Raw genomic sequence first — 24,290 nt, 5'->3', positions numbered from 1 at the left:
CGCCCCTACGATCGAGCCATGCCGAGCATCCGGAGCCGCCGTCGGCCCCAGCCCCCGATCGAGTCCCCGGCGGGCGGGGGCGCCCGGTGAACGACACCCTCACCGGGATCCTGGACTTCGTCGTCAGCGTCCCCCCGGTCTGGCGGACGCTCCTCGCCGGACTCGCGATCTTCTTCGAGACCACGATCCTGGCGGGCCTCGTCGTCCCCGGCGACACGATCGTGATCGTCAGCGCGACCGGCGTGACCAGCCCGCTGCAGTTCGCGGCGCTGGCCGTCACGGTCGTCATCGGCGCCCTCTGCGGCGAGTCCGTCGGCTTCTACCTCGGCCGCTGGTTCGGGCCGCGGATCCGCGCGTCGCGCCTGGGACGCCGGCTCGGCGAGAAGAACTGGCTGAAGGCCGAGCGCTACCTCGCGCGGCGCGGCGGGTTCGCCGTGTTCCTCTCGCGCTTCCTGCCGGTGCTGCACTCGCTGATCCCGCTGACGGTGGGGATGAGCGGGATGCGCTATCGGACCTTCATGGCCTGGACGATCCCGGCGTGCGTGCTCTGGTCGTCCGCCTACGTCGGCGTCGGCGCAGCCGCGGCGGGCAGCTACCGGGAACTCTCGGAGAGCCTGCACGGCGCCGGCTACGTCTTCGTGGGCGTCATCGTCGTCTTCGCCCTGCTCGTGCTCCTCGGGAAGAAGCTCCTGAACAGAGCGGAGGCGCGTCACCTCGACGAGTGACGCGCCTCCGGGCGTGGATCCGGGGAGGATCAGTCGACGAGACCCGCCGACTTCAGCCACTCGCCCGCGATCGCGGACGCGGACTTCTGCTCGTTGACGCTCTCGGAGTTGAGGGCGACGAGGTCGTCCGCCGTGAGCTTCGCGCTGACCGCGTTCAGCACCTCGGCCGCGTCGTCCGTGATCTTGCTCGAGACGATCGGCACGACGTTGTCGGCCACGAACAGTCCGTCCGGGTCCTCGAGAGCGACGAGGTCGTTCTTCTGGATGTTCGGGTCGGCCGTGTAGACGTTCGCCAGCTGGATCTGGTCGCTGGTGAGCGCGTCGACGGTGGTCGATCCGCCGCTGTCCTCGATCGCCTGGAAGGTGGTCGTGATGCCGTACTTCGACTGCAGGGTGTCGGGCCCGTAGGGGCGCGTCTGCAGCTCGGAGTTGCCGCCGACCACGATCGGGTCGGTGACGTTCTTGAGCGACGCGATGTCGGTCAGGTCCCACTTGTCGGCGAAGGCCTGGGTGACGGTGTACGAGTTCTGGTCGCTGGCCTCGGCGGCGTCGAGGGCGCGGAGGCCGTCGGGCAGCGCGTCGCCGAGCGCGGAGTACACGTCGTCGGCGGTGGTGGCCGTCGCGTCGGGCTCGAGCGCCTGCAGGAGGCTGCCGTCGTACTCCGGGAAGACGTCGATGGATCCGCTCTCGATCTCGGGCAGGTAGATCTCGCGCTGGCCGATGCGCAGCTGGCGGTCGACGGTGAAGCCGTCGTTCTCCAGCGCCTGCGCGTAGATCTCGGCGAGGATCTCGTTCGAGTAGTAGTCCTGCGAGCCGACCACGATGGTCTCGCTGCCCGCAGTCGCACCCGATCCCTCATCGAGCGGATCGCTCGAGGAACACCCTGCCAGTGCCACGACGGCACCGACCGCGAGTGCGCTGAGCGCGACACGGCCCTTCGTGAAATGTGCTGTGAACATTGCTATTTCCCTTCTTCGATGGGGATTCCCATCACCGCGCGTCGTCGGGGCGACGAGGCGCGGGAACCTGTGCGGCCGGCGGTGCCGGCCAGGCCGAGCACGACTCCGCGCGGCACGGCGAGCCGCTGGAGGAGGGCGAAGAGGATCTCGCTGAGGAGCGTCAGCACGATCACCAGGATCGAGCCGGCGAGCATCTGCGGGTAGTCCCCCGACTTCACTCCGCGGAAGATGTACTGCCCGAGGCCGCCGGCGCCGATGTAGTCCGCGAGCGTGGCGGTCGCGATGATCTGCAGCGCCGCCGAGCGGAGCCCGCCGATCAGCAGCGGCAGCCCCAGCGGGATCTCGACCTTCGTCAGGATCTGCCACTCGGTCATGCCCATCGAGCGCGCCGCGTCGACAGTGCGGCGGTCGACCGCCTCGAGCCCGGAGTACGCGCCGGCGAGCACCGACGGGATCGCGAGCACGACGAGGGCGATCACCGGAGCGCCGAGGCCGAGCCCCAGGCTCATCGCCGCGAGGACGAGCACGCCCAGCGTCGGCAGGGCGCGCAGGCCGCCTGCGACCGGCACGGCTATGCCCTTGCCGCGCCCGGTGTGCCCGATCAGGTAGCCGATCGGGATCGCGATCGCGGCCGCGATCACGAGCACCAGCAGGCTAATGCCGACGTGCTGGGCGACACGGGTCGGGATCGCGTAGACCCCGGTCCAGTGCGCGGGGTCGGCGATCCAGGCGAAGGCCTCGGCGATGAGGTTCACGACGTCACCGCCCTCTCGACCGCGACCGGTCTGCGCGAGCGGCGCGTGCGGTCCAGAGCCGTCCAGGGCATGAGGAGACGGCCGATCAGCACCAGCAGTCCGTCGAGCACCAGCGCGAGGACGATCGTGAGGACGATGCCCGTGACGATCTCACCGGTGATGCCGCGCTGGAAGCCGTCGGTGAAGAGCAGGCCGAGGCTCTGGATCCCGAGCACCGCGCCGACCGTCACCAGGCTGACCGTGCTGACCGTGACCACGCGCAGGCCCGAGAGCAGGACCGGGCCGGCCAGCGGGAACTCGACCCGCCAGAAGCGCGCCCAGCCGGAGTAGCCCATCGCGGTCGCCGACTGGCGGACGTCGTCCGACACCGCGCCCAGTGCGTCCGAGGTGGTGCGGACCATCAGCGCGACGCCGTAGAGGGTGAGGCCCGTGATCACGTTGGCGGTCGAGCGGAGCGGGATGCCCAGCAGGACCGGCAGCAGGATGAACATGGCCAGCGAGGGGATGGCGTAGAGCACGCCGAGCCCTGTCAGCAGGGTGCCGCGGCTCCAGCGGTAGCGGTTCGCGAACCAGCCGAACGGCAGCGAGACGAGGAAGCTGAGCAGGATCGGCGGGACCGACAGGGCCAGGTGCGCCAGCAGGTTCGCGACGATCGCGTCCGTGTTGTTGACGACCCAGTTCACGCGGCGGGGCCGTCCTGCGCGCGCAGCACTCCGGTCGGACGCCCGTCGCCGTCGACCACGATGCGGGCGCCGTCGCGCTCCTCGATCCGGAGCGAGCGCTTGCCGCGGTCCGCACCGACGAAGCCGGCGACGAACTCGCTCGCGGGGTTCGCCAGGATCTCGGCGGGCGAGCCCTTCTGCGCGATCCGGCCGCCCTTCTCGAGGATGACGACCTGGTCGCCGAGCAGGAACGCCTCGTCGATGTCGTGGGTGACGAAGACCACGGTCTTGTCGAGCTCGTCCTGGAGTCGCAGGGTCTCGCGCTGCAGGTCGGCGCGCACGAGAGGGTCGACCGCGCCGAACGGCTCGTCCATCAGCAGGATGTTCGGGTCGACCGCGAGGCCGCGCGCCACGCCGACGCGCTGCTGCTGGCCGCCGGAGAGCTGGCTGGGGTACCGGGCGGCGAGCGCACGGTCCAGTCCGACCGTGTCCATCAGCTCGAGCGCGCGGGCGTGCGCCTGCTTCTTGGCGACCCCGTTCAGCCGCGGCACGGTCGCGATGTTGTCGATGACCTTGCGGTGCGGCAGGAGGCCGGAGTTCTGCATCACGTAGCCGATGCGGCGGCGGAGCGCGACGGCGGGCAGGGACGAGATGTCCTCGCCGTCGATCTCGATGGTGCCGGAGGTCGGCTCGATCATCCGGTTGATCATGCGGAGGATCGTGGTCTTCCCGCAGCCCGAGGAGCCGACGAAGACGGTCGTCTGCCGGGAGGGCAGCACGAGCGAGAAGTCGTCGACCGCCCGCGTGCCGTCCGGGTACTGCTTGCTGACGTTGCGGAACTCGATCACGAGGCCGCCCGCCGTCCGGCGGTGTGCTCGCCGATCTGTCCCTGGTCCACGACTGTGCCCGCTCTCGCTCCGCGCGTCCGGCCGTTGCACGGCCCGCGGCCCCGAACGGGGCCAGGCGGCAAGGAAAACACCAATAGCAGCCGCCTGCCAACCCGGACCGCGAAGTGTTGCGGGATGTTCCGGGAGCGACTAGGGCCTTGACAGTCCTAGCCGGTCAGGACTCCTCGACGGCTCCGTAGTGCGAGGTCATGTAGTGGCGCAGCAGCGAGCGGCTCTCGTCGATGAAGCGCTGGTCGCCGTTGGGGTCGATGAGGAACGCCCTTGTGAGCAGCGCGTCCGCGACCTCGATGGTCACCTCGAGGCGGAAGGACAGCTGCGCGCCGCCCGGGAGGCCGTACTCGGACGCGAGGATCTCGGCGAAGCGGCGGGCGAAGAAGCCGGCCTCGAACGCCTCGCCCGCGACCTCGGGGGCGTGGATCGTGTCGACGAAGCGGATGGAGCGGAAGCCCGGCTCGTTGCGGTGCATCTCGCAGAAGGCGTCGATGGCGCAGTCGACCGCGCCCCACCAGTTGCCCGGGTGGGTGTCGCGGATCTCGGTGATGACGCGGCGGCGGAAGCGCTCGAGGGCCCGCTCGCGCAGCGCCTGGAGGACGGCGATGCGGTCCGGGAAGTAGCGGTAGACCGTGCCGATCGCGGCTCCCGCGCGCTCGGCGACCATCGCCGTGGTCAGGCGGTCGAAGCCGACCTCGTCGACGACGGCGGCCGCCGCGTCGAGCAGCGAGGCGAGACGGGCGGCGCTGCGCACCTGCACCGGCTCGTTGCGGACCTGGGACGATTCACCGAACGGTCGATCGACGAGGTTTCCAAGAGGCACGGCGGGCTCCTTCGGTCGTGGTTCCTACAATCGTACGCACGGCGGCCGCCGGTCGGGGTCGTCTCATCGAAAGTCCCTCGTGTTTCGCGCCCCCGGAAGGGCGACGGCTCCGCGGGTCCGATCCACCCGGGAGAAACCATGTGCGGACGCTTCGTCCTCTCGCAGACCACCGCCGACCTGGTGGCGCTCTTCGACATCGACGAGCCGGGCGCAGACCTTCCGGAGCCGTCCTGGAACATCGCGCCGACCCAGCGGATCGCCGTCGTCGCGGAGTCGATGAAGGGGGTCGAGGAGGGCAGCCCGCCGCGGCGCCGGCTCGCCGGAGCCCGCTGGGGCCTGGTGCCCCGCTCCGCCGCCGACCCGTCCGCGGGGCCGCCGCTGTTCAACGCGCGGATCGAGTCCGTCGCCGAGAAGCCGTCGTTCCGCGAGTCCTACGCCTCCCGGCGCGCGATCGTGCCCGCCTCGGGCTGGTACGAGTGGCGGGTCGGCGCGGACGGGGCGAAGGCACCCGTCTACGTCTCGCCGGGCGAGGGCTCGCTCCTCCTGTTCGCCGGTCTCTACGAGTGGTGGCGCTCGGCCCAGCCGGGCTCTCCGTGGCTGCTCTCGGCGACGGTCCTCACCCGCCCCTCCGCCGGGCCGCTCGCCGAGGTGCACGAGCGGATGCCCGTGCTGCTGCAGCCGGAGCTGATCGAGGACTGGCTGGACCCGGCGCCCCCCGGGGACGGCGAGCTGCTGCGCGCGGCCGCCGAGGGTGCGGCCGAGCTGGCCGAGGAGCTCGAGGTGCACGGCGTCGGTGCAGCCGTGGGCTCCGTCTCGGCGAACGGCCCCGAGCTGATCGAGCCCACCGGAGCCTGACGATCGCGTGAGAGCGCGATCCGCGGTCCGGCATCCGGTCTGACAGACTGGGCGGATGCCGCTGACGCCCGAGAGCAAGCCCCTGAGCGCAGGCAAGGCGGAGGTCATGCACCGCGCCGCCCGCCTCGAGGACCGACTCCACTCCTTCCGGATGAGGCGCGTGAAGCGCAAGGGCTACGTCCCGAGGGTCATCCCCTACACCGGCTACGGCTCGACGACGCAGCTGCGCGTCCTGGCCCGCGTCCTCTACACGCGGCCGACCCCTCCCGGGGTCGAGGAGGTCCGCCCCGTCGAGGGCGTGCGCGGCTGGCGGAGCTTCACCAGCGTCTTCGTGAGCGGGGCCGTCGTGACCGTCGAGGCCGACGGGCAGACCCACCGGGTGACGGCCGACCGCGGCGGAGTCGTCGACGCGGACCTCCCGATCACGCTCGAGCCCGGCTGGCACACCATCACCTTCTCGACCGCGGGCTCGAAGCCCGTCGAGGCGCCCGTCTTCATCGTGCGTCCGGAGTCGCGGCTCGGCGTCGTGTCGGACGTGGACGACACGGTGATGGTCACCGCGCTCCCGCGCCCCTTCGTCGCCGCCTGGAACACCTTCGTGCTCGACGAGCACGCCCGGATGCCCACGCCCGGCATGGCGGTCTTCCTCGACCGCTTCGCCCGGCAGTACGAGGGCTCCCCGGTCATCTACCTCTCCACCGGCGCGTGGAACGTCGCCCCGGCGCTCACCCGCTTCCTCTCGCGGCACCTGTACCCGGCCGGAGCGCTCCTCCTGACCGACTGGGGCCCGACGCACGACCGCTGGTTCCGCAGCGGCAAGCAGCACAAGGAGATGAACCTCCGCCGACTCGCGGCCGAGTTCCCGGACGTGCGCTGGCTGCTGGTCGGCGACGACGGGCAGCACGACGAGGAGATCTACTCCGACTTCGCGGACGAGCACCCCGACAAGGTCGCGGCGATCGCGATCCGCCAGCTCTCCACCGGCGAGGCGGTGCTCGCGGGAGGCCGCTCCAAGGCCGAGGACCGCTCCCTGACCAGCGGCACGACCTGGGTCTTCGCGCCTGACGGCGCGGGCATCTCCGAGCAGCTGACGGAGCTCGGCATCCTCTGATCCCGCACCGGCTCCGGGAACGACGGAGCCGTCCGCTCCCCGGGGGGAGGGACGGCTCCGGTCGATCGGCTCGGACTACGCCTGGTGGGCGGCCTGCAGGTCGAGGGTGATGGTGACCTTCTCGCCGATGAGCACGCCACCGGTCTCGAGGGCCGCGTTGTAGGTCAGACCGAAGTCGGTGCGGTCGATGGTGGCCTTGGCGGTGAGGCCGGCCTTGTAGTTGCCGTAGGGGTCGGTGCCGAAGCCGCCGAACTCCACCTCGAAGGTGACGGGCTTGGTGGTGCCCTTGATGGTGAGCTCGCCGTCGACGAGGAAGTCGTCGCCGTTCGGGCGGACGGCGGTCGAGACGAAGTGGATCTCCGGGTACTGCTCGGCCTCGAAGAAGTCGCCGGTGCGGAGGTGGCCGTCGCGGTTGGGCTCGTTGGTGTTGACGGAGGCGACCTCGGCGGTGGCCTCGACCTTGGAGTCGAGCGGGTTCTCGCCGGTGGTGAACGTGGCGGTGAAGCGCTCGAACTTGCCCTTGACCTTGCTGATCATCAGGTGGCGGACGCTGAACGCGACCTCGCTGTGGGTGGGGTCGATGACCCAGGTGCCGGCCTTGTAGCCGGGGATGGTGACGGTGTCGGTCATGGTTTCTCCTCGAGTGTGACGGTCGTCGCGGGGAGAGCGTCCCCGTCCGATGTATGCAAGCGCATCGACGTCGCTCAGTATTCCATGTAGCGACAACTATTTCATCCACGTTCCGTCGAAGGATCGGCGGACACCGTGTGAACACGGGGCGCCGCACCCCGGACGGGGGTCGGTGCCGCTCCCCGGAGCGGTCGTCAGCGGTCGGCGGGAGCCGGGTTGCGGATGCCGAGGAGGGAGACGACGCCGCCGGCGATCAGGAGGGCAGCGGTCGCGACGGCGGCACGGGAGAAGCCCTCGACGTCGAGCGAGTCTCCGACCACGAGCGAGGTCGCGGCGATGGCGACCAGCCCGGCGATGCGCGAGACCGCGTTGTTCACGGCGGAGCCGACTCCGCTGTGCCCGTCCTCGACCGCGCCGAGGATCGTCGAGGTCAGCGGGGCGACCGTCACCGCGAGGCCGAAGCCGAAGAGGAGGATCCCCGGCAGCAGCTGCGTGGCGTAGTCGGCGCCCTCGTCGACGAAGGAGAGCAGGAGGAACCCGGCCGCGGCGATCAGCGGTCCGACGCCCATGAAGAGCCGCGGGCCGAACCGCGCCGACAGCGACCCGGAGACCTGCGAGAGCAGGAGCAGCAGGATCGTCGGCGGGAGCGTCGCGAGCCCGGCCAGGGTCGCCGAGAAGCCCAGGGTCTGCTGCAGGAACAGGCCCAGCGCGAAGAAGCCGAAGGAGAGCGCGCCGTAGACGAACGCCGTCGAGACGTTGCCGACGGTGAAGTTCCGCGACGCGAAGAGCGACAGCGGCAGCATCGGATGCGCCGCGCGCCGCTCCCACACGACGAATGCGACGAGGGCGGCGACTCCCCCGATCAGGGCGGTCAGCACGAGCGGATGCTGGATCCCGAGCCGCTCCTGCTCGATCAGCGCGAACACCGGCCCTCCCAGGCCGATCACCCCGAGCACCGCGCCGACGCCGTCGATCGGCACCCGGGTCCCCGAGTCGACCGCGCCGAGCCTGCGCAGCAGGACCAGGGTCACCGCGATCGGCAGCAGGTTGAGCGCGAAGACGTACCGCCACGAGCCCGCGTCCACCAGCAGGCCGCCGAGCACGGGGCCGGCGATCGTCGCCGTGCCGGTCCAGGCCGTCCACGCGCCGATGGTCCGGGCCTGCGCGGCGCCGTGGACGGTCGCGATGATGAGGGCGAGCGAGCTGGGCACGAGGATCGCGCCGGCGGCTCCCTGGAGCATCCGCGCCACGATGAGGACCTCGGCGGTCGGGGCCAGCGCGCACAGCAGCGAGGTGACGCCGAAGCCGATCAGGCCGATGGTCATGCTGCGGGCCCGGCCGATGCGGTCGGCGAGCGAGCCGGCCACGAGGATCAGCGCGCCGAGCGTGATCAGGTACCCGTCGACCACCCACTGCTGCACCGCGAGCCCGCCGCCGAGCTCCCGGGTGATCGCGGGCAGGGCGACGTTGACGACGGTGCCGTCGAGGAAGGCGACGAAGGAGGCGAGGACGGCCACCACGAGCACCGCGCGGCGGCGCGTCTCGGCGGGGTCGGCGGAGGCGGTCATGCTCGGGCTCTGGTCACCCGCTCACCGTACCGGCGGCCGCCGCTCCCGGGGCCGGGAGGGCGGGCATCCGGGCCCCGAGCGCGGCCGCACGACGGATCCAGACTCGTCGCCTACTCTCGTAGCCATGTCTGCGCAAGGAACCGCCCGCGGCGGCGTGCTCGCCCGGGTCCTCGGGATCGTCGGAGCCAGCCTCGCCGGGGGCCTGCTGATCACGGTCGGGGTCACTCCCGCCCTCGCCGTCACCGGTCTCGCCGAGAACAACCCGATCGGGCTGTTCGAGACGGTGCCCGAGTACCTCGAGCTCGGCCAGCTGGCCCAGAAGACCGAGATCTACGCGAAGCGCACCGACGGCTCGGACGAGCTGCTCGCCTCCTTCTACGCGCAGAACCGCGAGGAGGTGGCCTTCGACCAGGTCAGCCAGGCCGTGAAGGACGCGGCGGTCTCGACCGAGGACCCGCGCTTCTACGACCACGGCGGCGTCGACCTGCAGGGCACGATCCGCGCGGTGCTCAGCAACATCGTCGGCGGGGACCTCCAGGGCGGATCCTCCATCACCCAGCAGTACGTCAAGAACGTCCTCGTGCAGAAGGCGGAGTCGCTGAGCGCGACCGACGAGGCGGCCTCCGAGGCCGCCTACGAGGAGGCGACCGCGACCACTCCGAGCCGCAAGCTCAAGGAGATGAAGCTCGCCGTCGACCTCGAGAAGAAGTACAGCAAGGACGACATCCTCCTCGGCTACCTCAACATCGCGGGCTTCGGCGGGCAGGTCTACGGCATCCAGGCGGCGGCCGAGTACTACTTCTCGACCACCGCGGCCGACCTGAGCCTGGCGCAGGCCGCGAGCCTGATCGCCACGGTCAACAACCCCAACGGCCTCAGGATCGACCAGCCCGAGAACATCCCGGACAACAAGATCCGCCGCGACTACGTCCTCGACCAGATGCTGCAGGAGGGGAAGATCTCGCAGGCCGACCACGACGCCGCCGTCGCCGAGGAGGTCGTCCCCGCGATCACGCAGACGCCCACCGGATGCCAGACCGCCGGCAACGCGGCCTTCTTCTGCGACTACATCACCCGCGTCGTCCAGAACGACCCGGCGTTCGGCGACGACGCGGACACCCGCCTCGCGAACTTCCAGCGCGGCGGCTACAAGATCTACACGACGCTCGACCGCGACCTGCAGGACACCGCGGCGAACGCGACGAACAACGCCGTCCCCAAGGTCCCCACCCTCGACACCAACATCGGCAGCGCGACCGTCTCGATGGAGGTCGGCACCGGCCGGATCCTGGCGATGGTGCAGAACAAGGACTACGACGCGGCCGGCGCCGTCAACGGCGCGAACTTCTCCGCCGTCAACTTCAACACCGACACGGCCTACGGCGGCTCCGCCGGGTTCCAGGTCGGATCGACCTACAAGGTGTTCACGCTCGCGCAGTGGCTCGCGAGCGGACGCACCCTGAACGAGACGATCAACGGCCGCGAGCGCACCTTCTCGGGCTTCCCCGCCAGCTGCGCGCCCGGCGGCGAGCTCGACACCTCCTACGAGGTCAACAACGACGACAGCGAGAACGGCAGCTACAGCGTGCTGACCGGCACGATGCAGTCGATCAACACCGTCTACGTCTCGATGGCGCAGCAGCTCGACCTCTGCGCGATCCGCGACCGCGCGGTCGGCTTCGGCGTGAAGGCGGCCGACGGCGGCGAGGTCGACTACAAGCCGTCCGCCGTCCTCGGCTCGGACACGCTCATCTCCCCCCTCTCGATGGTCACCGCCTTCGCCGGCTTCGCCAACAACGGCACCGCCTGCTCCGCGATCGCCATCGACGCGATCACCGACGCGACCGGCGCCGCCGTCCAGCCGCCGACCTCCACCTGCAACCAGGCCCTCAGCCCCGAGCTGACGGCGGTCGCGAACTACGCCCTGCAGCGCGTCGTCACCGGCGGCACGGCCGCCCAGTCCGACCCGGACGACGGCATCGAGCACATCGGCAAGACGGGCACCACCGACAACGCGGAGTCGACCTGGATGGACGGGGCGAGCTCGCGCGTCGCGACCGTGGTCTGGGTGGGCAACATCGACGGCCACACCTCGATGCGCGAGGTCCGCTTCCCGAACTCGGAGCTCGAGAGCCGCCCGTACGCCTCCAACATCCGCCACTACATCTGGAACTCGGTGATGACCCGCGCCGACCAGAAGTACGGCGGAGACGACTTCGAGGAGCCCAGCAGCGCCCTGCTGAACGGCCGCCAGATCGCCGTGCCGACCGTCTCCGGCCGCTCGGTCGACGACGCCACGGAGGCGCTGGAGGACCTCGGCTTCGACGTCGAGGAGGGGGCGACCATCGACTCGTCGCTCCCGGCCGGCGTGGTGGCGGGAACCGACCCGGCCGCGGGCACGACCGTCGCGCGCTACTCCGACATCGCCCTGCTGATCAGCAACGGCTCGCAGGTCCCGGCTCCCGCCACCCAGGCACCGGCTCCGGCTCCGACCGGCACGGGAGTCCCCGCGACCGAGGCTCCCCCGGCGACGCCCACGGCGACCCCGACAGCGACAGCCACGGCGACTCCGACGGCGGAGGTCGAGGAGTGAGCTTCGACGCGGACTTCCTCGGCGTCCCCGCGGCGGCGCCGCGCCTGAGGGTCGACCGCCCGGTGCGGCTCCTGCCGTACACGCACTTCGAGGTGCTGCTGGATCCGGAGCGGCGCCTGGCCGTCTCGACGGCCGTGAACATCGACGGCGCGCGCCTGGTCGAGCTCGGCCGAGGCGACGACTGGCACCTCGACGACCGCATCCCCGCCTCCGAGCAGACCGGGCCGGAGGTGTACGCCCGCAACGACCTCGACCGCGGCCACCTGGTCCGCCGCCGCGACCCCGTGTGGGGCGACCGGGACGAGGCCGCCGCGGCCAACCGCGACAGCTTCTGCTACACGAACGCCGCGCCCCAGGCGAGCGGCTTCAATCAGTCGCAGGAGCTGTGGCTCGGGCTCGAGACGCTGGTGCTCGAGTACGCGCAGACCTGGCGCACGCGCCTGAGCGTCTTCACCGGGCCCGTGCTCGCGGACGACGACCCGGTCTACCGCGGTACGGGCATCCCCCGCCGCTTCTGGAAGATCGCGGCCTGGAGCCCGGACGGATCGACGCTCGCGACGAGCGCGTACCTGCTCGACCAGAGCGAGCTCGTGGAGCGGGTGCGCGAGGGCCTGGTGCCGCTCGGCGGCTTCAGGACGTTCCAGCTGCCGGTCGCCGCGATCGGCGAGCTGACAGGCCTCGACGTGGACCTCCTCGCCGGGGCCGACGTGCTCGGCTCGGCAGGACTCCGGCCGGAGCCGTGGCGCGAGATCGTCGAGCCGTCCGACGTGGCGAGCGGCCTCCTCCCCCGCTGAGGCTCCGCCGGGGGCAGGATGGGCGGATGAGCACCCCCGTCCTGGTCGAGATCACCTCCGGCGCCGTCGTCCTCCGCGACCCGGAGGGTCCGCTCGTCCGCGTCGACGAGGCGGGCTACCTCCGCGGCGACGGGGTCTTTGAGACCGTCGCGGTCCTCGACGGACGTCCCCGCGCGCTCGGCGAGCACCTCGCGCGGCTGGCCGGATCGGCCCGGGCCGTCGGGCTGACGATCCCGGAGGCGCCCCTCTGGTCCCGAGCGGTCGACCTCGCCGTGGCGGAGCACGATCGGGTCGACGACCTGACGATCCGCTTCATCGCCGCCCACGGGTCGGGCGACTCCGCCCGGTGCACCGTGCGCGCGGCTCCGACTCCCGACTCGAGCGCGCTCCGGGAGAAGGGCGCGGCAGTCGTCGTGCTGGACCGCGGGTACGCGAGCGGTCCGCTCGCGCCGTGGCTGCTCCCGGGTGTCAAGACCACCTCGGGCGCCGTCACCCGGGCGGCGCTGCGCGAGGCGGCGTCCCGGGGCGCGGACGACGTGGTCTGGCGCACGAGCGACGGGCTGCTCCTCGAGGGGGCGACGTCGAGCCTGGTGCTCCTCGGCGACGGGGTGCTCGCGACGCCGCTCTCGGGCAGCGTGCTCGCCGGCACGACGGTCGAGCGGGTCCTCGCGCTGGGCGAGCGCCGAGGGCTCGCGTCGTCGCGCCGCGAGCTGCCGGTCACGGCGCTCACCGGTGCCGATGCGGCGTGGCTGGTGTCGAGCACCCGGCGGGCGATCCCCGTCCGCTCGGTCGATGGCGCACCGCTCGCGATCGACGCGGGCCTGACGGCGGCGTTCGAGGCGGGGCTGCTCGCCGGCTGACCGCGTCCGCGGCTCGGACTCCCTGCGCCTCAGGCCGCTGCGGCCAGCGCGCGGGAGGTGTGCGGGCCGACGCCGGCCTCCTCCGCGTCGCCGAGATCGGCGAGCGTGTCGACGTCCAGCCTCAGCGTCGACGAGCCGGGCAGCACGACGACGGCGCAGCCCGCGTCGCGGTGCCGGGCCAGCGAGCCCGGGCCGAACGCCGGAGCGACGAGGGCTCCGGCCGCCAGCAGGAGCGCCGTGGTGCCGCTCCCCTCGCGGTCCGGGACGACGGCCGGGAGCGACCGCGTCGCGAGCGCCTCGGAGAGGTCCGACGGCAGCAGGGCGGGCAGGTCCCCGGTCAGCACGATCACCGGGGCGTCCGGCCGGCGGTGCAGGGCGGCCTCGGCTCCCCCGGACACGGCGGCGTCGAGGGTCCCCGGGTCGGGCACCACCACCAGCTGCGGGTGCTCCGCCCGTGCGCGGTCGGCCGCACCGGCGTCGGAGGTGACCAGGAGAAGGCTCACCACCGGCTCCGCGGCGGCCACGGCGGCGAGCGTGTCCAGGAGGAACGCCTCGGCCAGCGCCGCGCGGCCCGGCACGTCGAGGCGCGTCTTCGAGCCGCCGCGGCCCTTGAACACGACGACCGCGCTCCAGCCGGTCACGCGCGCTCCTCGCGCGAGGCGGCTCCGGCCGCGAAGCCCTCGGCGAAGGCCTCGTCGGCGCCGAGGCGGAACATGTCGTCGGGGCCCGTGCGGGTCAGCGTGCGGGCGCCCGGGCTCTCGACCCCCGTCACCAGGCGGGCGAGCCCGCGGACGACGGCGACGGGGCGACCGCTCGCCTTGCCCTTCACCAGGTCGCCGAGCGCGGCGATCTCGTCCGCCACGGCCGGCATGGTCACTCCGAGCGTGCGCCCCAGGGCGTCGACCCCGCCGCGGAGGTCGTCGATCACGAGGACGCCCGCAGCTCCGATGGCCGCGTCGGTCTGTCCGACCCGCCACGCGCGGCCCAGGGTGTCGCTGACGAGCACACCCACCTCCACGCCGAGCCGCTCCCGGAGACCCGCGCAGAGGGCCCGCGCCGAGGCGTCCGGGTCGACGGGGAGGAGGAGGACCGTCCCCTCCGCGACGTTGCTGGCGTCGACTCCGGCCGCCGCCTGCACGATCCCGAGGCGGTTCTCCACGATGCGGGTGACGCCGGACCCGTGCGCCCGGGTGGCGACGACGCGGACGGTCTCGGCCGTGATCGCGTCCTCGCGGTCGGTCGCGGCGACGACGCGCCCCTCCGCCTTCGAGACGATCTTGCTCGTGACCACGAGGATGTCGCCGTCCGCGGGCCGGTCCTCCTCGGCGGCGGCGGCGACGGCCGCGAGGATCAGCTCGAGCAGGTCGTCACCGGGAGTCACCTCCGGGATGCCGTCGAGGGCCCAGGCCTGCACGCGCGTCTCGCTCACCGGTCCATTCTCCCGGCTGCCGCGGGCGCACGGGTCCACGGCCCGAGATCGCCCGGGCAGGCGATCGGCGGCGCCTCAGCCGGCGGCGAGGTACGCGGCGACCGCGGGCGGCACGTAGGGGGCGACGTCGCCGCCGAGGGAGGAGACCTGCCGCACCAGCGAGCTCGACACGTGGGCGTGCGCGGGGTCGGGCAGCAGGAACACCGTCTCGACGTGCGCGAGGTTGCGGTTCACGATCGCCATGGGGGTCTCGTACGCCACGTCGACCTGCGAGCGGATGCCCTTCACCAGGATGCTCGCGCCGACGTCGGTGCAGTAGTCGACGAGCAGGCCCATGCTCCACGAGTCGACGACGATCCGCCCCTCGACCCCCGCCTCCGCGATCGACTGCTCGATGAGCGAGACGCGCTGGGCGATCGGCAGCAGCGCCGTCTTGGCGGGGTTGTGCACCACCACGACGTGCAGCTCGTCGACCAGGCGCGCGGCCCGCTCGATCACGTCGAGATGACCGAGGGTCACGGGGTCGAAGGAGCCGGGGACGACGGCGATGCGGGCCATGCCGACAGAGTAGCGGGCGGGCACCGCCTAGCTCTTGGCGAGGAACTCCCGGTCGCGGTCCTGCACGCGGCGCTCGAGCGCGGCACGGAGCCGGTCGTGCGCGGCGAGCGACGGGTCCTCCGCGAGGAGCCGCTCGGCCAGCGCCCGCGCCTCCACGATGACGTCGGCGTCCTGCACCACCCGCAGCAGGCGGAGCGACGATCGCCCGCCGGACTGCGAGTCGCCCAGCACGTCGCCCTCGCGGCGCAGCTCCAGGTCGACCTCGGCGAGCGCGAAGCCGTCGAGCGTCGCGGCGACCGCCTCCACCCGCTCGCGCGCGACCGTCCCCGCCTCCGTCGCCGTCACGAACAGGCACACCCCCGCGACGCCGCCGCGCCCGATGCGCCCGCGGAGCTGGTGCAGCTGCGAGACCCCGAACCGCTCCGCGTCGAGCACGACCATCATCGAGGCGTTCGGCACGTCCACGCCGACCTCGATGACCGTCGTCGACACCAGGACGTCGATCTCCCCCGCGGCGAAGGAGCGCATCACGGCGTCCTTCTCCTCCGTCGTCATCCGCCCGTGCAGCGCGGCCGACCGCCGCTTCCCGAGCAGCGGATGCGCGCGCACGCCCTCCAGCGTCGCCGCGACGGTCGTGAGCGGCGCGGCGGCGTCCTCCTCGGGCGGCTGCGCGCCCTCGGCGGGCTCCCCCGGCTCGATCGCCGGGCAGACGAGGTAGACCTGGTGGCCCGAGCGGATCTCCTCCTCGGCGCGCTCCCACGCCCGCGCGATCCACCCGGGATGGTCGGCGAGCGGGACCACGTGGCTCGTGATGCCGGGGCGCCCGGCGGGCAGCTCTCGGATGGTCGACGTGTCGAGATCGCCGAAGACCGTCATGGCGACGGTCCGCGGGATGGGCGTGGCCGTCAGCACCAGCACGTGCGGCGGGGTGGCGCCCTTCCGGCGCAGAGCGTCCCGCTGGTCCACGCCGAAGCGGTGCTGCTCGTCGATCACGACGAGGCCCAGGTCGTAGAAGGAGACCGCGTCGCCGAGGAGGGCGTGCGTGCCGACGACGATCTTCGCCGTGCCCGAGACGATCCGGAGGAGGGCCGCACGGCGCTGCGCCGCCCCCAGCCCGCCGGTGAGGAGGGTCGGCACCAGCTCGGCCGCGAGCTCCGGGCCGAGGGTCCTCGCGATCGAGCGGAGGTGCTGCCCCGCGAGCACCTCTGTGGGAGCGAGCAGAGCCGCCTGCCCACCGCTCTCGGCCGTGGCGAGCATCGCCCGGAGCGCGACGAGGGTCTTGCCGGAGCCGACCTCGCCCTGCACCAGCCGGGTCATCGGGCTCTCAGCGGCCAGGTCGGCGGCGATCTCGTGCCCCACCGCGGTCTGGTCGCCGGTGAGGGCGAAGGGCAGCGCGGCGTCGAAGCGCTCGAGCAGCCCGCCGGGGCCGGGCACGCGGGCGGTCGCGGGGCTGCTGCGCGCCGAGGCCCGGCGCTCGAGCAGGGCGAGCTGCAGGAGGAACGCCTCGTGGAAGCGCAGCGTCTCGCGCGCCTGCGCCTCCTCGCCCTCCCGCTGCGGGCGGTGGATCAGCTCCAGCGCCTCGCCGAGGCCCAGCAGCGAGCGGCCGGCGCGCACCTGCTCGGGCATCGGGTCGGGCACGTCGCGCAAGCCGTCCAGCAGCACGCCGATCGCGGCCTGGAGCTGCCAGCTCGAGAGCGCGCTGGTCGCCGGGTAGATCGGGATCGGCCGCTCGGCCCAGTCCTTCGCGAGCTCACCGCCTCCCGTCTCCGTCGCGGCGGCCTCCTCGTCGAACAGGCGGTAGTCGGGATGCGTGAGCTGCGGGGTGTCGCGGAACATCGAGACCGTGCCCGCGAAGATCCCGCGCACGCCGCGGTGGAGCTTCGCCGCGCGCCAGGGCTGTCCGAAGAACGTCAGAGAGAGCGTGCCCGAGCCGTCCGAGATGACGACCTCGAGCAGGGTGCCGCGCCGGTTGCGCATCGGCCGCTCGCGCACCTCGCGCACCTCCGCCACGATCGTCACGCTCTCTCCCACGGGGAGACGCGAGAGCGCCGTCAGCTCGCCCCGCTTCGCGTAGCGGCGCGGGTAGTGGCCCAGGAGCTCGCCGACCGTGCGGTACCCGAAGGCCTTCTCGACCGCGGTCGCCGTGCGCGGCCCGATCAGCGGCGCGAGCGAGGCGTCGAGGGGGTCCGGGATCACCTAGCGATCATAGGTCGGACCTCGGACGCGCGAGCCGGGCGACCGGGTCCAGCGCCGAGCGGGGCACGACCGACGCGAGCACCCGACGACCGGCACTCGCGGAGCCGCGGAGCGCGGCGGCCACGGCGGTCGCGTCGTCCCACGCCTCCGACTCGCTCGCGGACGGCGAGTAGCGCCGGCGCTCGACGCGCTCCCGGAGCCCCTGCAGACGTGCCGCCGCTCCGGGGTCGAGGGCAGGAGCCATGCGGGCCTCCTGCGCGCGCGGCGACTCCGTGTCCTCCACGGGGACGCCCAGGTCGCGGGCGGTCGCCAGAAGCTCGGCCCACGCGGCCTCGACGGAGCCGGAGCGCGCGGACCGGCGCCGCAGCGCGCGCTGGACGGCGCGCATCAGCCAGGGGACGAGCACGAGCAGCAGGAGCAGCACCCAGAGCGTCGCCGCGGGAGCCGCCGTGGTGCTCGAGGCGCCGACGGCACCGGGGGTCGGCGTCGCCGACGGGGCCGTCGGAGTGGGTGTCGCGGCGGGAGCGCTGGTCGCACCGGGCGCGGTGGTCGCGGTCGAGCCCGGGGCGGTGGGGCCCGAGGACGCCGTCGCGCTCGGCAGGGTGTACGAGGCCGGAGCGCCGCGGCTGGGCGTCGGCTCGAAGGGCAGCCAGCCGACCCCCTCGAAGTACAGCTCGGGCCAGGCGTGCAGGTCGGAGGAGAGGACGCGGTAGGTGGTCAGGTCGCTGCCGCCGGAGGGCACGACGGAGCCGGGCTGGTAGCCGATGGCGAGCCGCGACGGGATCCCGAGCTCGCGCGCCATCACCGCCATCGCCGAGGCGAAGTGGACGCAGTAGCCCTCCTTCGTCGTCAGGAACGCCGAGAGCACGCCGACTCCGTCGCCGTCGTAGCCCTCCTCCGCGGGGGTGTCCTCGGAGTAGCGGAACTCGGACGAGCGGAAGTACGTCTGCAGCGCGCGCGCCCGGTCGTAGGCGGTCGGAGCCTCCGCCGTGACCTCCTCGGCGGTGGTGCGGACGATCTCGGGCACGTCGTCGGGGAGCGAGAGGTACCGGTCGACGCCGGACGGCGCGGGAGCGGCGAGCAGCTGCTGCGGGTCGGGCTCGAGCCGCAGCGCCTGCACCTGGTAGTCGTCTCCGGAGCGGGTCGTCGCGTCGCCGCGGATCGAGCCGTCCTGCACGTCCTGGAGCCAGCCGTCGCCGACGCCCGTCAGCGACGAGACCGGATACGGCACGGGGAGCCACTGACTCCGCAGCGTCTCCACCGAGACGTCCACCTCCTCCGCCTCGCGCGGCACGCTCTCGGAGAGCCCCTCGGGCGCGATCGGCGCGTCGATCGGAGCGGTCTGCTCCGTCTCGCTCGGCGCCCAGTCGTCACCGTCGAAGTCCGAGACGGTCAGCACGCGGAGGTAGACGGGCAGGTCGGAGTCGGTGGCGTAGCGCAGCACGGTCACGGGGTTCGGGCGGCGCAGGTCCGCGCCGAGGGCGACCACCGGGTCGATCGCGCCGTTGAAGAGGCTCCCGGAGACGCCCGAGGGGGCGGTGGTGCGCGCGTAGCCGGCCGCCGAGCCGGCGACGACTCCCGCGCCCAGGACGACGACGGTCACGGCCGCGAAGGCGGGCAGCACGGCCGAGGCCGCGCTCGGGCCGCTCGGGCGGCGGGGGGCGGCCGTGGCGGCGAGCACGCCCGCGTAGGCGAGCGCGGTGACGACGAGGCTCGCCCAGGACACCTCGGAGGGGTCCACGATCGCCGGCACCGCGAGCGGCGCCGCGGGGAACAGACCGGCCAGGGCGGGGAGGCGGACGGAGAAGGCGAACAGGTCGGCCGCCCAGGCGAGCACGACCACCCCGCCGATCAGGAGGAACGAGATGCCGTCGTCGGCGACCGCCGGGAGCCCCTGCTGCGCGATGGACTGGAAGCCGCCCTGCGCGAGCGCCTCCGCCTGCGCGACGGCGCCGGGCGTGGGGATCACGAACAGCAGGGCCCGACCGGGCACGAACATCGCGGTCAGCACGCCGACCATCGTCAGCGTGCCGAGGATCGGCGGGACGACGGGGTGCACGCGCAGAGCCCGGGCGGCGGCCGGGACGCCGAGCACCACGGCGACCGCGCTCGCGAGGAGCACCAGCCAGTCGACGCCGACGAGGAGCCGGCCGATCCCGGCGGCGGCGGCCGTGATCGCGAGGAAGAGCAGACCGCTCAGAGGAGCCGACCCGGCGCGCGGATCGCTCTCGACGCGGCGGCTCACGCCACCACCCGCAGAGCGAGGGCCTGCGCCCACGCCTCCTCGACGGAGGCGCTCGGGTCGACGGACACCGCGTACCAGCCGAGCGAGGCGAGAGCCGCCTCCTCCTCAGCGGTCCCGGCGACGACGAAGGCGATCGCGGGGCGCGACTGCGCGGCCAGGGAGCCGAGGGCGTCGAGGTCCGACTCGAGGAGCCGGGTGAGCACGGCGAAGACCGGTCGTACTCCCCCGGTGTCGCGCATGTCGGCCGAGATCCGGGTCACCGCGTCGACCGACTCGCGCGAGGGCGCCAGCTCGGCCAGGCGCAGCAGCACGTCGTGCGCCACCTCGCGCTCGTCCTCCGAGTGCTCCGGCTCGCCGTCCGCACCCGTCTCGACGAGGTGGGTCTCGAAGCCGCGGTCGAGCAGGTGCACGGCGAGGGAGGCCGTCATCGACACCGCCCACTCGAGCCGGTCGTCGCCGCGCCGCTCGAGCACGCGCTCCGCCCGCGTCTCGAGGAGGATCCACGCGTGCGGATCGGTGTTCTGCTCGTCCTGGCGGACCATGAGCTCACCGGAGCGGGCGCTCGCCCGCCAGTGCACCCGGCGCATGGCGTCCCCCGGGCGGTAGTCGCGCGGGATCACGTCGTCCGTGCCGGCGCCGGCCGTCGCGTGCGCGACCGGGCTCGATCCGCCTGCTCCGTGCGCGTCCAGGACGTCGCTCTGGAGCGGCACGACCCGCGGAGTCACGACGAACGGCTGCGCAGCCCCCACGACGCTCTCGCGGAGCGCGAGCCCGAGGCCGTCGCCGCGCACCAGGCGCAGCGGGCCGATGCGGTGGATGCCGCGCCGCTCGGCGGGCAGACGGTAGCGGGCGCGCACGCGGCCTCCCGACGGGACGCCCGGCAGCCCGAAGACGCCCTCGGCGACCGGCCGGCCGACGACGACCCCGCGCTCCACGCGCTCGAGCCGGTCGTGGGCGCGCGCCCCGCTGCGGACGGCGCGGCCGCGGTTCTCGAGCAGCACGTCGACCTCCACCACGTCGCCGGCCGCGACGGTCTGGGGAGCGAAGCGGCGCTGCACCCGGAACGACGCCGGCGCCAGGAGCAGGGAGACGAGCGCGCCCAGGGGCAGGCCCAGCAGCACCAGGCCGACGAACAGCAGCTCGCGGAACTCTGTCAGCGGCGCTATCACCACTCCCGCGACGCCCAGCAGAACGAGCGCCCAGCCGCGCAGCGTCAGCGCGACCCCGCGGAGCGCGGGCAGACCGCCGAGACGGGACGACGGCGTCTCGGCGGGGCGGGCCTCAGTCGCCACGGTTGCCGAAGGGGACGGGGGTGGCCGCGACGATGCGCTGCACGATCTCCGTGACCGAGTGCGAGGATCCGGCGCCGGAGCGGCCGGGGAGGCGGGTGGCGGGCAGGAGGCGGTGGCCGAGCACGGGGACGGCGAGCGCGTCCACGTCGTCCGGCACCACGAAGTCGCGGTCGCTGAGGGCGGCGAGCGCCTTCGCGGCGGCGATCAGCTGGAGTGTCGCGCGCGGGCTCCCCCCGAGCCGCAGCTCGGGGTCCACCCGCGTGGCCTGCATGATCGCCACCACGTACTCCTGCACGGGCGGTGCGACGTACACGGAGCGCACGTAGGCCATCATCCGCTCGAGCTCGGCGAGGCCCACGACGGGCCGCAGCTCCTCGAGCGGGCTGGCCGAGTCGCGGGTGCGGATCATCTCGAGCTCGGCGCGCTCATCGGGGTAGCCGAGCGAGAGGCGGGCCATGAAGCGGTCGCGCTGGGCCTCCGGCAGCGAGTAGGTGCCCTCCATCTCGACCGGGTTCTGCGTCGCGATCACGGCGAAGGGGCGCGGGAGGAGGTGGGTGGTGCCGTCGACCGAGACCTGGCGCTCCTCCATGCACTCCAGCAGCGCCGACTGCGTCTTGGGCGAGGCCCGGTTGATCTCGTCGCCGATCAGGATGTTCGCGAAGACCGGGCCGGGCTTGAACTCGAAGTCGCGGGTCGCCTGGTTGTAGACCGAGACCCCCGTGACGTCGGAGGGGAGCAGGTCGGGCGTGAACTGGATGCGCGCGACGCTGCCGCCGACCGAGGCCGCCAGCGACTTCGCCAGGACCGTCTTGCCGGTGCCGGGGACGTCCTCCATCAGGAGGTGCCCACCGGCGAGGAACACCGTCAGCGCCATCGAGACCTCGGCCGACTTGCCGTCGATCACGCTGGTGAGGTTCCCGAGGACGGCGCCGCAGTGCGCCGTGAACTCCTCGCGGGTCAGGGGCGTCTCGGGTGCCGCTCGGCGGCCGACAGCGGAGCGGGTGTCTTCGAGCGACGTCATAGCTACGGATTCTCGCAGTCCTGACGGGAAAAGGGTCCAGGTTCCGCGAGTTCGCAGTGTGCCGCCAGGCGGGAGCGCGCGGCGGCCGCCGGACGCCGTGGGCAGGGGTGCCGCCCTATGCTCGATCCGGTGACCAGGATCATCGCCGGATTCGCCGGCTCGCTCACCCTCCGGGTCCCGCGCGCGGGCACCCGCCCCACCAGCGACCGCGTGCGCGAGGCCGTCTTCTCGGCCCTCGAGGCCCGGGACGCCCTCGACGGCGCGACGGTGGTCGACCTCTACGCGGGCTCCGGCGCCCTCGGGCTCGAGTCGGCCAGCCGCGGAGCGAGCGCGGTCGTCCTGGTCGAGCGCGACCCGAAGGCCGCCCGGACCGCGGGCGAGAACGCACGAGCGATCGCGACCGCGGCGGCCAAGAACAAGCGGCCGGCCCCGCGGATCGAGGTGGTGACCGGCTCGGTCCGCTCCTTCCTCGACGGGTCCCCGGCCCTCAACACGGACACGGTGTTCCTCGACCCGCCCTACGACCTCGGCGAGGACGACCTGGCCGCCGATCTCGCCGGTGTGCTGCCGCTGCTGCGCGAGGACGCGGTGGTCGTCGTGGAGCGGAGCTCCCGCAGCCCGGAGCCGCGCTGGCCCGCGGGTCTGGAGCGGGAGCGGAGGAAGGACTACGGCGAGACCACGATCTGGTGGGCTTCACCGGCGTCGCCCGTCTCGCCCGCTTCCTCCGCGGCCGGCTGACCGGCCTCAGCCCGCCGCGCCGTCCCAGCCGAGGTACGGGTCCCAGCCCCCGCGCCCCTCGAGCGCGACCCCGCCCAGGCGCACCTCCGGGCCCCCCTCGCGGACGGCCCCGAGCGGGACGAAGCCCTCCGGCAGCGCCGCGGCGGGCGGGAAGCACGCGAGCATCGCGTGGTCCTCGCCGCCTCCCAGCACCAGCGCCCTCGCCAGGTCGAGGTCCACGCCCTCCACTCCCGTGAGCCCGCGCGCGTGCACGTCGACCGCCGCGGCATCGAGGTCGATCGCCACTCCGCTCGCACGCGCCATCCGACGGGCGTCGAGCACCACGCCGTCCGAGACGTCCATCATCGCGGTGGCGGTCCCGCCCGCGGCCTCGCCCTCGGAGATCGGCGCGGTCGGGCGCAGCTGCGCCTCGAGGAGGGACGGATGCCGCTCGCGGAGCCGGGCGGCGAGGTCGGCCGACGGCTCCCCGTCCTGCCGCGCCTGCTCGAACAGCAGGCGCAGCCCGAGCCCCGCTCGTCCCAGCGGGCCGGCCACGGCGAGCACGTCCCCCGGCCTCGCACCGCTGCGGAGCACCGGCGGTCGTCCGTCGAGCGAGCCGAACGCCGTGATCGAGAGCGTCAGTGTCGCGGAGGCGGACAGGTCTCCCCCGACGACTCCGCATCCCGGCGCCATCGCGGCGCAGCCGGCGGCGAGTCCGCCCGCGATCCCCTCCAGCACGTCGACGCCCAGCGACTGGGGCGCCGCGAGCGCGACGACGAGACCGGTGGGACGGGCCCCCATCGCCGCGACGTCGGCGAGGTTCGAGGCCGCCGCCTTCCAGCCCAGGTCCGCCGGGCTCGACCAGGCCAGCCGGAAGTCGGGGCCGTGCACCATCATGTCCGTGGTCACCACGAAGCGGCCGTCGGGAGCGCGCAGCACCGCGCAGTCGTCGCCGGGCCCGACCAGGGTCTCCGCGCCCGGGCCGCCGAGCCGGGCCAGCACCCTCGCGAGCACCTCGCCCTCGCTGAGCTCGGCCAGGGTGGGACTCCGATCCTCTGCCATGGTTCACACGCTAGCGTTGACGGCGATGTCCCCCCGCCGACTCCGCTCCCCCCTTCTCGCCGCCGCCGCCGTCCTGCTGCTCTCGGGCTGCTCGGCCAGCGTCGCCCTCGAGCCCGCCGCCGATGCGACGAGCACCGGCTGCGCCGAGGTCTCGGTGCGCCTGCCCGACGTGGTCGCGGAGCAGCCCGAGCGCGAGACGAACGCTCAGGGCACCGCCGCCTGGGGCACCCCGGCCGCCGTCATCCTCCACTGCGGAGTCGAGGTGCCCGGTCCGACGACGGACCTCTGCGTGAACGTCAGCGGAGTCGACTGGATCATCGACGAGACGCAGAAGGACGAGGACATCTACACGCTGACCACCTACGGGCGCGATCCCGCGGTGGAGATCACCGTCGACCAGAGCCGCGCGTCCGGATCCTCCGCGGCGCTCGACCTGGCGAACGCCGTCTCCTACGTCCCGCAGACGCGCGAGTGCACCGACGTCTCGGACGCCGACACCCTCGATCCGACGGACACGCCCACCGGCTGAGTCTCAG

Annotated in this window: 23 protein-coding genes; 8 read left to right on the top strand and 15 right to left on the bottom strand. The window is 73.3% G+C overall.

From position 1 onward, the window contains the following. Positions 1–86: 86 nt before the first annotated feature. Entirely contained in the window at positions 87–725 is a 639-nt protein-coding gene (locus C5D66_RS02145; protein WP_104223112.1) for a DedA family protein, read from the top strand. A gap of 29 nt (positions 726–754) precedes the next feature. On the opposite strand, the gene C5D66_RS02140 is transcribed toward C5D66_RS02145, so the two are convergent. The 5 genes from C5D66_RS02140 to C5D66_RS02120 form a co-directional block, all read right to left on the bottom strand. Next, positions 755–1,684, bottom strand: coding sequence for an ABC transporter substrate-binding protein (locus C5D66_RS02140; protein WP_104223111.1), 930 nt, complete (start codon positions 1,682–1,684; stop codon positions 755–757). A gap of 2 nt (positions 1,685–1,686) precedes the next feature. Then, a complete protein-coding gene (locus C5D66_RS02135; RefSeq protein WP_104223110.1) occupies positions 1,687–2,439 on the bottom strand; it encodes an ABC transporter permease in 753 nt (250 codons plus the stop codon). Beyond that, a complete protein-coding gene (locus tag C5D66_RS02130; RefSeq protein WP_104223109.1) occupies positions 2,436–3,122 on the bottom strand; it encodes an ABC transporter permease in 687 nt (228 codons plus the stop codon). The genes C5D66_RS02135 and C5D66_RS02130 overlap by 4 nt, the downstream gene beginning before the upstream one ends. Further along, on the bottom strand, positions 3,119–3,949 hold the full coding sequence (locus C5D66_RS02125; RefSeq protein ID WP_104225631.1) for an ABC transporter ATP-binding protein: 831 nt from the start codon (positions 3,947–3,949) through the stop codon (positions 3,119–3,121). Before C5D66_RS02125 ends, C5D66_RS02130 begins: the two co-directional genes overlap by 4 nt. Positions 3,950–4,163: 214 nt before the next feature. Continuing rightward, positions 4,164–4,823: a TetR/AcrR family transcriptional regulator gene (locus tag C5D66_RS02120; protein WP_104223107.1), complete on the bottom strand. Its 660-nt coding sequence runs from the start codon at positions 4,821–4,823 to the stop codon at positions 4,164–4,166. 138 nt (positions 4,824–4,961) lie between these two features. Between C5D66_RS02120 and C5D66_RS02115 the strand changes: the two genes are divergently transcribed. Both C5D66_RS02115 and C5D66_RS02110 read left to right on the top strand, forming a co-directional pair. Continuing rightward, entirely contained in the window at positions 4,962–5,678 is a 717-nt protein-coding gene (locus C5D66_RS02115; protein ID WP_104255134.1) for an SOS response-associated peptidase, read from the top strand. Between the two features lie 55 nt (positions 5,679–5,733). Then, complete coding sequence (locus tag C5D66_RS02110; RefSeq protein WP_244230626.1) at positions 5,734–6,789, top strand: App1 family protein; 1,056 nt, start codon at positions 5,734–5,736, stop codon at positions 6,787–6,789. Between the two features lie 75 nt (positions 6,790–6,864). Here the strand turns inward: C5D66_RS02110 and C5D66_RS02105 are convergent, their stop codons facing one another. Then, the gene (locus tag C5D66_RS02105) at positions 6,865–7,419 is read right to left on the bottom strand and encodes a YceI family protein (RefSeq protein ID WP_104237910.1); all 555 of its coding nucleotides are present in this window, start codon (positions 7,417–7,419) and stop codon (positions 6,865–6,867) included. A 194-nt stretch (positions 7,420–7,613) separates the two neighbouring features. Continuing rightward, a complete protein-coding gene (locus C5D66_RS02100; protein WP_104326777.1) occupies positions 7,614–8,987 on the bottom strand; it encodes a DHA2 family efflux MFS transporter permease subunit in 1,374 nt (457 codons plus the stop codon). Between the two features lie 124 nt (positions 8,988–9,111). Between C5D66_RS02100 and C5D66_RS02095 the strand changes: the two genes are divergently transcribed. Genes C5D66_RS02095 through C5D66_RS02085 form a run of 3 tightly spaced genes read left to right on the top strand, consistent with a single transcriptional unit; the run spans position 9,112 to position 13,234 of the window. Next, positions 9,112–11,580 carry a transglycosylase domain-containing protein gene (locus C5D66_RS02095; RefSeq protein WP_181067943.1) on the top strand — a complete coding sequence of 823 codons (2,469 nt, stop codon included), beginning with the start codon at positions 9,112–9,114 and terminating at the stop codon, positions 11,578–11,580. Further along, complete coding sequence (locus tag C5D66_RS02090; RefSeq protein WP_258063947.1) at positions 11,577–12,374, top strand: DNA/RNA non-specific endonuclease; 798 nt, start codon at positions 11,577–11,579, stop codon at positions 12,372–12,374. The genes C5D66_RS02095 and C5D66_RS02090 overlap by 4 nt, the downstream gene beginning before the upstream one ends. Before the next feature lie 26 nt (positions 12,375–12,400). Then, positions 12,401–13,234: an aminotransferase class IV gene (locus tag C5D66_RS02085; protein WP_104233763.1), complete on the top strand. Its 834-nt coding sequence runs from the start codon at positions 12,401–12,403 to the stop codon at positions 13,232–13,234. Positions 13,235–13,263: 29 nt separating this feature from the next. On the opposite strand, the gene cofC is transcribed toward C5D66_RS02085, so the two are convergent. The 7 genes from cofC to C5D66_RS02050 all read right to left on the bottom strand — a co-directional run bounded on the left by cofC (position 13,264) and on the right by C5D66_RS02050 (position 21,975). Beyond that, a complete protein-coding gene (gene cofC, locus C5D66_RS02080) occupies positions 13,264–13,875 on the bottom strand; it encodes a 2-phospho-L-lactate guanylyltransferase (RefSeq protein WP_104274210.1) in 612 nt (203 codons plus the stop codon). Next, positions 13,872–14,663, bottom strand: coding sequence for a coenzyme F420-0:L-glutamate ligase (locus C5D66_RS02075; protein ID WP_258062672.1), 792 nt, complete (start codon positions 14,661–14,663; stop codon positions 13,872–13,874). Before C5D66_RS02075 ends, cofC begins: the two co-directional genes overlap by 4 nt. A gap of 75 nt (positions 14,664–14,738) precedes the next feature. Further along, positions 14,739–15,221: a pantetheine-phosphate adenylyltransferase gene (gene coaD / locus C5D66_RS02070; RefSeq protein WP_104274215.1), complete on the bottom strand. Its 483-nt coding sequence runs from the start codon at positions 15,219–15,221 to the stop codon at positions 14,739–14,741. A 27-nt stretch (positions 15,222–15,248) separates the two neighbouring features. Continuing rightward, complete coding sequence (locus tag C5D66_RS02065; protein WP_374954409.1) at positions 15,249–17,417, bottom strand: ATP-dependent DNA helicase RecG; 2,169 nt, start codon at positions 17,415–17,417, stop codon at positions 15,249–15,251. 7 nt (positions 17,418–17,424) lie between these two features. Next, the gene (locus C5D66_RS02060; protein ID WP_104326776.1) at positions 17,425–19,662 is read right to left on the bottom strand and encodes a DUF3488 and transglutaminase-like domain-containing protein; all 2,238 of its coding nucleotides are present in this window, start codon (positions 19,660–19,662) and stop codon (positions 17,425–17,427) included. Beyond that, entirely contained in the window at positions 19,659–20,954 is a 1,296-nt protein-coding gene (locus C5D66_RS02055) for a DUF58 domain-containing protein (RefSeq protein ID WP_104255128.1), read from the bottom strand. Before C5D66_RS02055 ends, C5D66_RS02060 begins: the two co-directional genes overlap by 4 nt. Further along, complete coding sequence (locus C5D66_RS02050) at positions 20,944–21,975, bottom strand: MoxR family ATPase (RefSeq protein ID WP_104237904.1); 1,032 nt, start codon at positions 21,973–21,975, stop codon at positions 20,944–20,946. The genes C5D66_RS02055 and C5D66_RS02050 overlap by 11 nt, the downstream gene beginning before the upstream one ends. 129 nt (positions 21,976–22,104) lie before the next feature. Here C5D66_RS02050 and C5D66_RS02045 point away from each other — a divergent pair, with 129 nt between their 5' ends. Then, positions 22,105–22,713: an RsmD family RNA methyltransferase gene (locus C5D66_RS02045; protein WP_104255155.1), complete on the top strand. Its 609-nt coding sequence runs from the start codon at positions 22,105–22,107 to the stop codon at positions 22,711–22,713. A 6-nt stretch (positions 22,714–22,719) separates the two neighbouring features. Here the strand turns inward: C5D66_RS02045 and thiL are convergent, their stop codons facing one another. Continuing rightward, positions 22,720–23,754 carry a thiamine-phosphate kinase gene (gene thiL, locus C5D66_RS02040; RefSeq protein WP_104255127.1) on the bottom strand — a complete coding sequence of 345 codons (1,035 nt, stop codon included), beginning with the start codon at positions 23,752–23,754 and terminating at the stop codon, positions 22,720–22,722. Positions 23,755–23,779: 25 nt separating this feature from the next. Here thiL and C5D66_RS02035 point away from each other — a divergent pair, with 25 nt between their 5' ends. Continuing rightward, positions 23,780–24,283: a DUF3515 family protein gene (locus C5D66_RS02035; RefSeq protein ID WP_104223096.1), complete on the top strand. Its 504-nt coding sequence runs from the start codon at positions 23,780–23,782 to the stop codon at positions 24,281–24,283. The last annotated feature ends 7 nt before the right edge of the window (positions 24,284–24,290 follow it).

The sequence above is a fragment of the Rathayibacter sp. AY1B4 genome (assembly GCF_002932815.1).
Taxonomy (GTDB): Bacteria; Actinomycetota; Actinomycetes; order Actinomycetales; family Microbacteriaceae; genus Rathayibacter.
The sequence above is the reverse complement of the archived record's forward strand: the minus strand, read 5'-3'. Positions and strand labels throughout refer to the sequence as shown.

Coding starts and splice junctions, on each gene's coding strand:
- C5D66_RS02140 (WP_104223111.1), bottom strand. CDS start 1,684: ATGTTCACAGCACATTTCACGAAGGGCCGTGTCGCGCTCAGCGCACTC.
- C5D66_RS02115 (WP_104255134.1), top strand. CDS start 4,962: ATGTGCGGACGCTTCGTCCTCTCGCAGACCACCGCCGACCTGGTGGCG.
- C5D66_RS02110 (WP_244230626.1), top strand. CDS start 5,734: ATGCCGCTGACGCCCGAGAGCAAGCCCCTGAGCGCAGGCAAGGCGGAG.
- C5D66_RS02105 (WP_104237910.1), bottom strand. CDS start 7,419: ATGACCGACACCGTCACCATCCCCGGCTACAAGGCCGGCACCTGGGTC.
- C5D66_RS02100 (WP_104326777.1), bottom strand. CDS start 8,987: ATGACCGCCTCCGCCGACCCCGCCGAGACGCGCCGCCGCGCGGTGCTC.
- C5D66_RS02095 (WP_181067943.1), top strand. CDS start 9,112: ATGTCTGCGCAAGGAACCGCCCGCGGCGGCGTGCTCGCCCGGGTCCTC.
- C5D66_RS02085 (WP_104233763.1), top strand. CDS start 12,401: ATGAGCACCCCCGTCCTGGTCGAGATCACCTCCGGCGCCGTCGTCCTC.
- coaD (WP_104274215.1), bottom strand. CDS start 15,221: ATGGCCCGCATCGCCGTCGTCCCCGGCTCCTTCGACCCCGTGACCCTC.
- C5D66_RS02050 (WP_104237904.1), bottom strand. CDS start 21,975: ATGACGTCGCTCGAAGACACCCGCTCCGCTGTCGGCCGCCGAGCGGCA.
- thiL (WP_104255127.1), bottom strand. CDS start 23,754: ATGGCAGAGGATCGGAGTCCCACCCTGGCCGAGCTCAGCGAGGGCGAG.
- C5D66_RS02035 (WP_104223096.1), top strand. CDS start 23,780: ATGTCCCCCCGCCGACTCCGCTCCCCCCTTCTCGCCGCCGCCGCCGTC.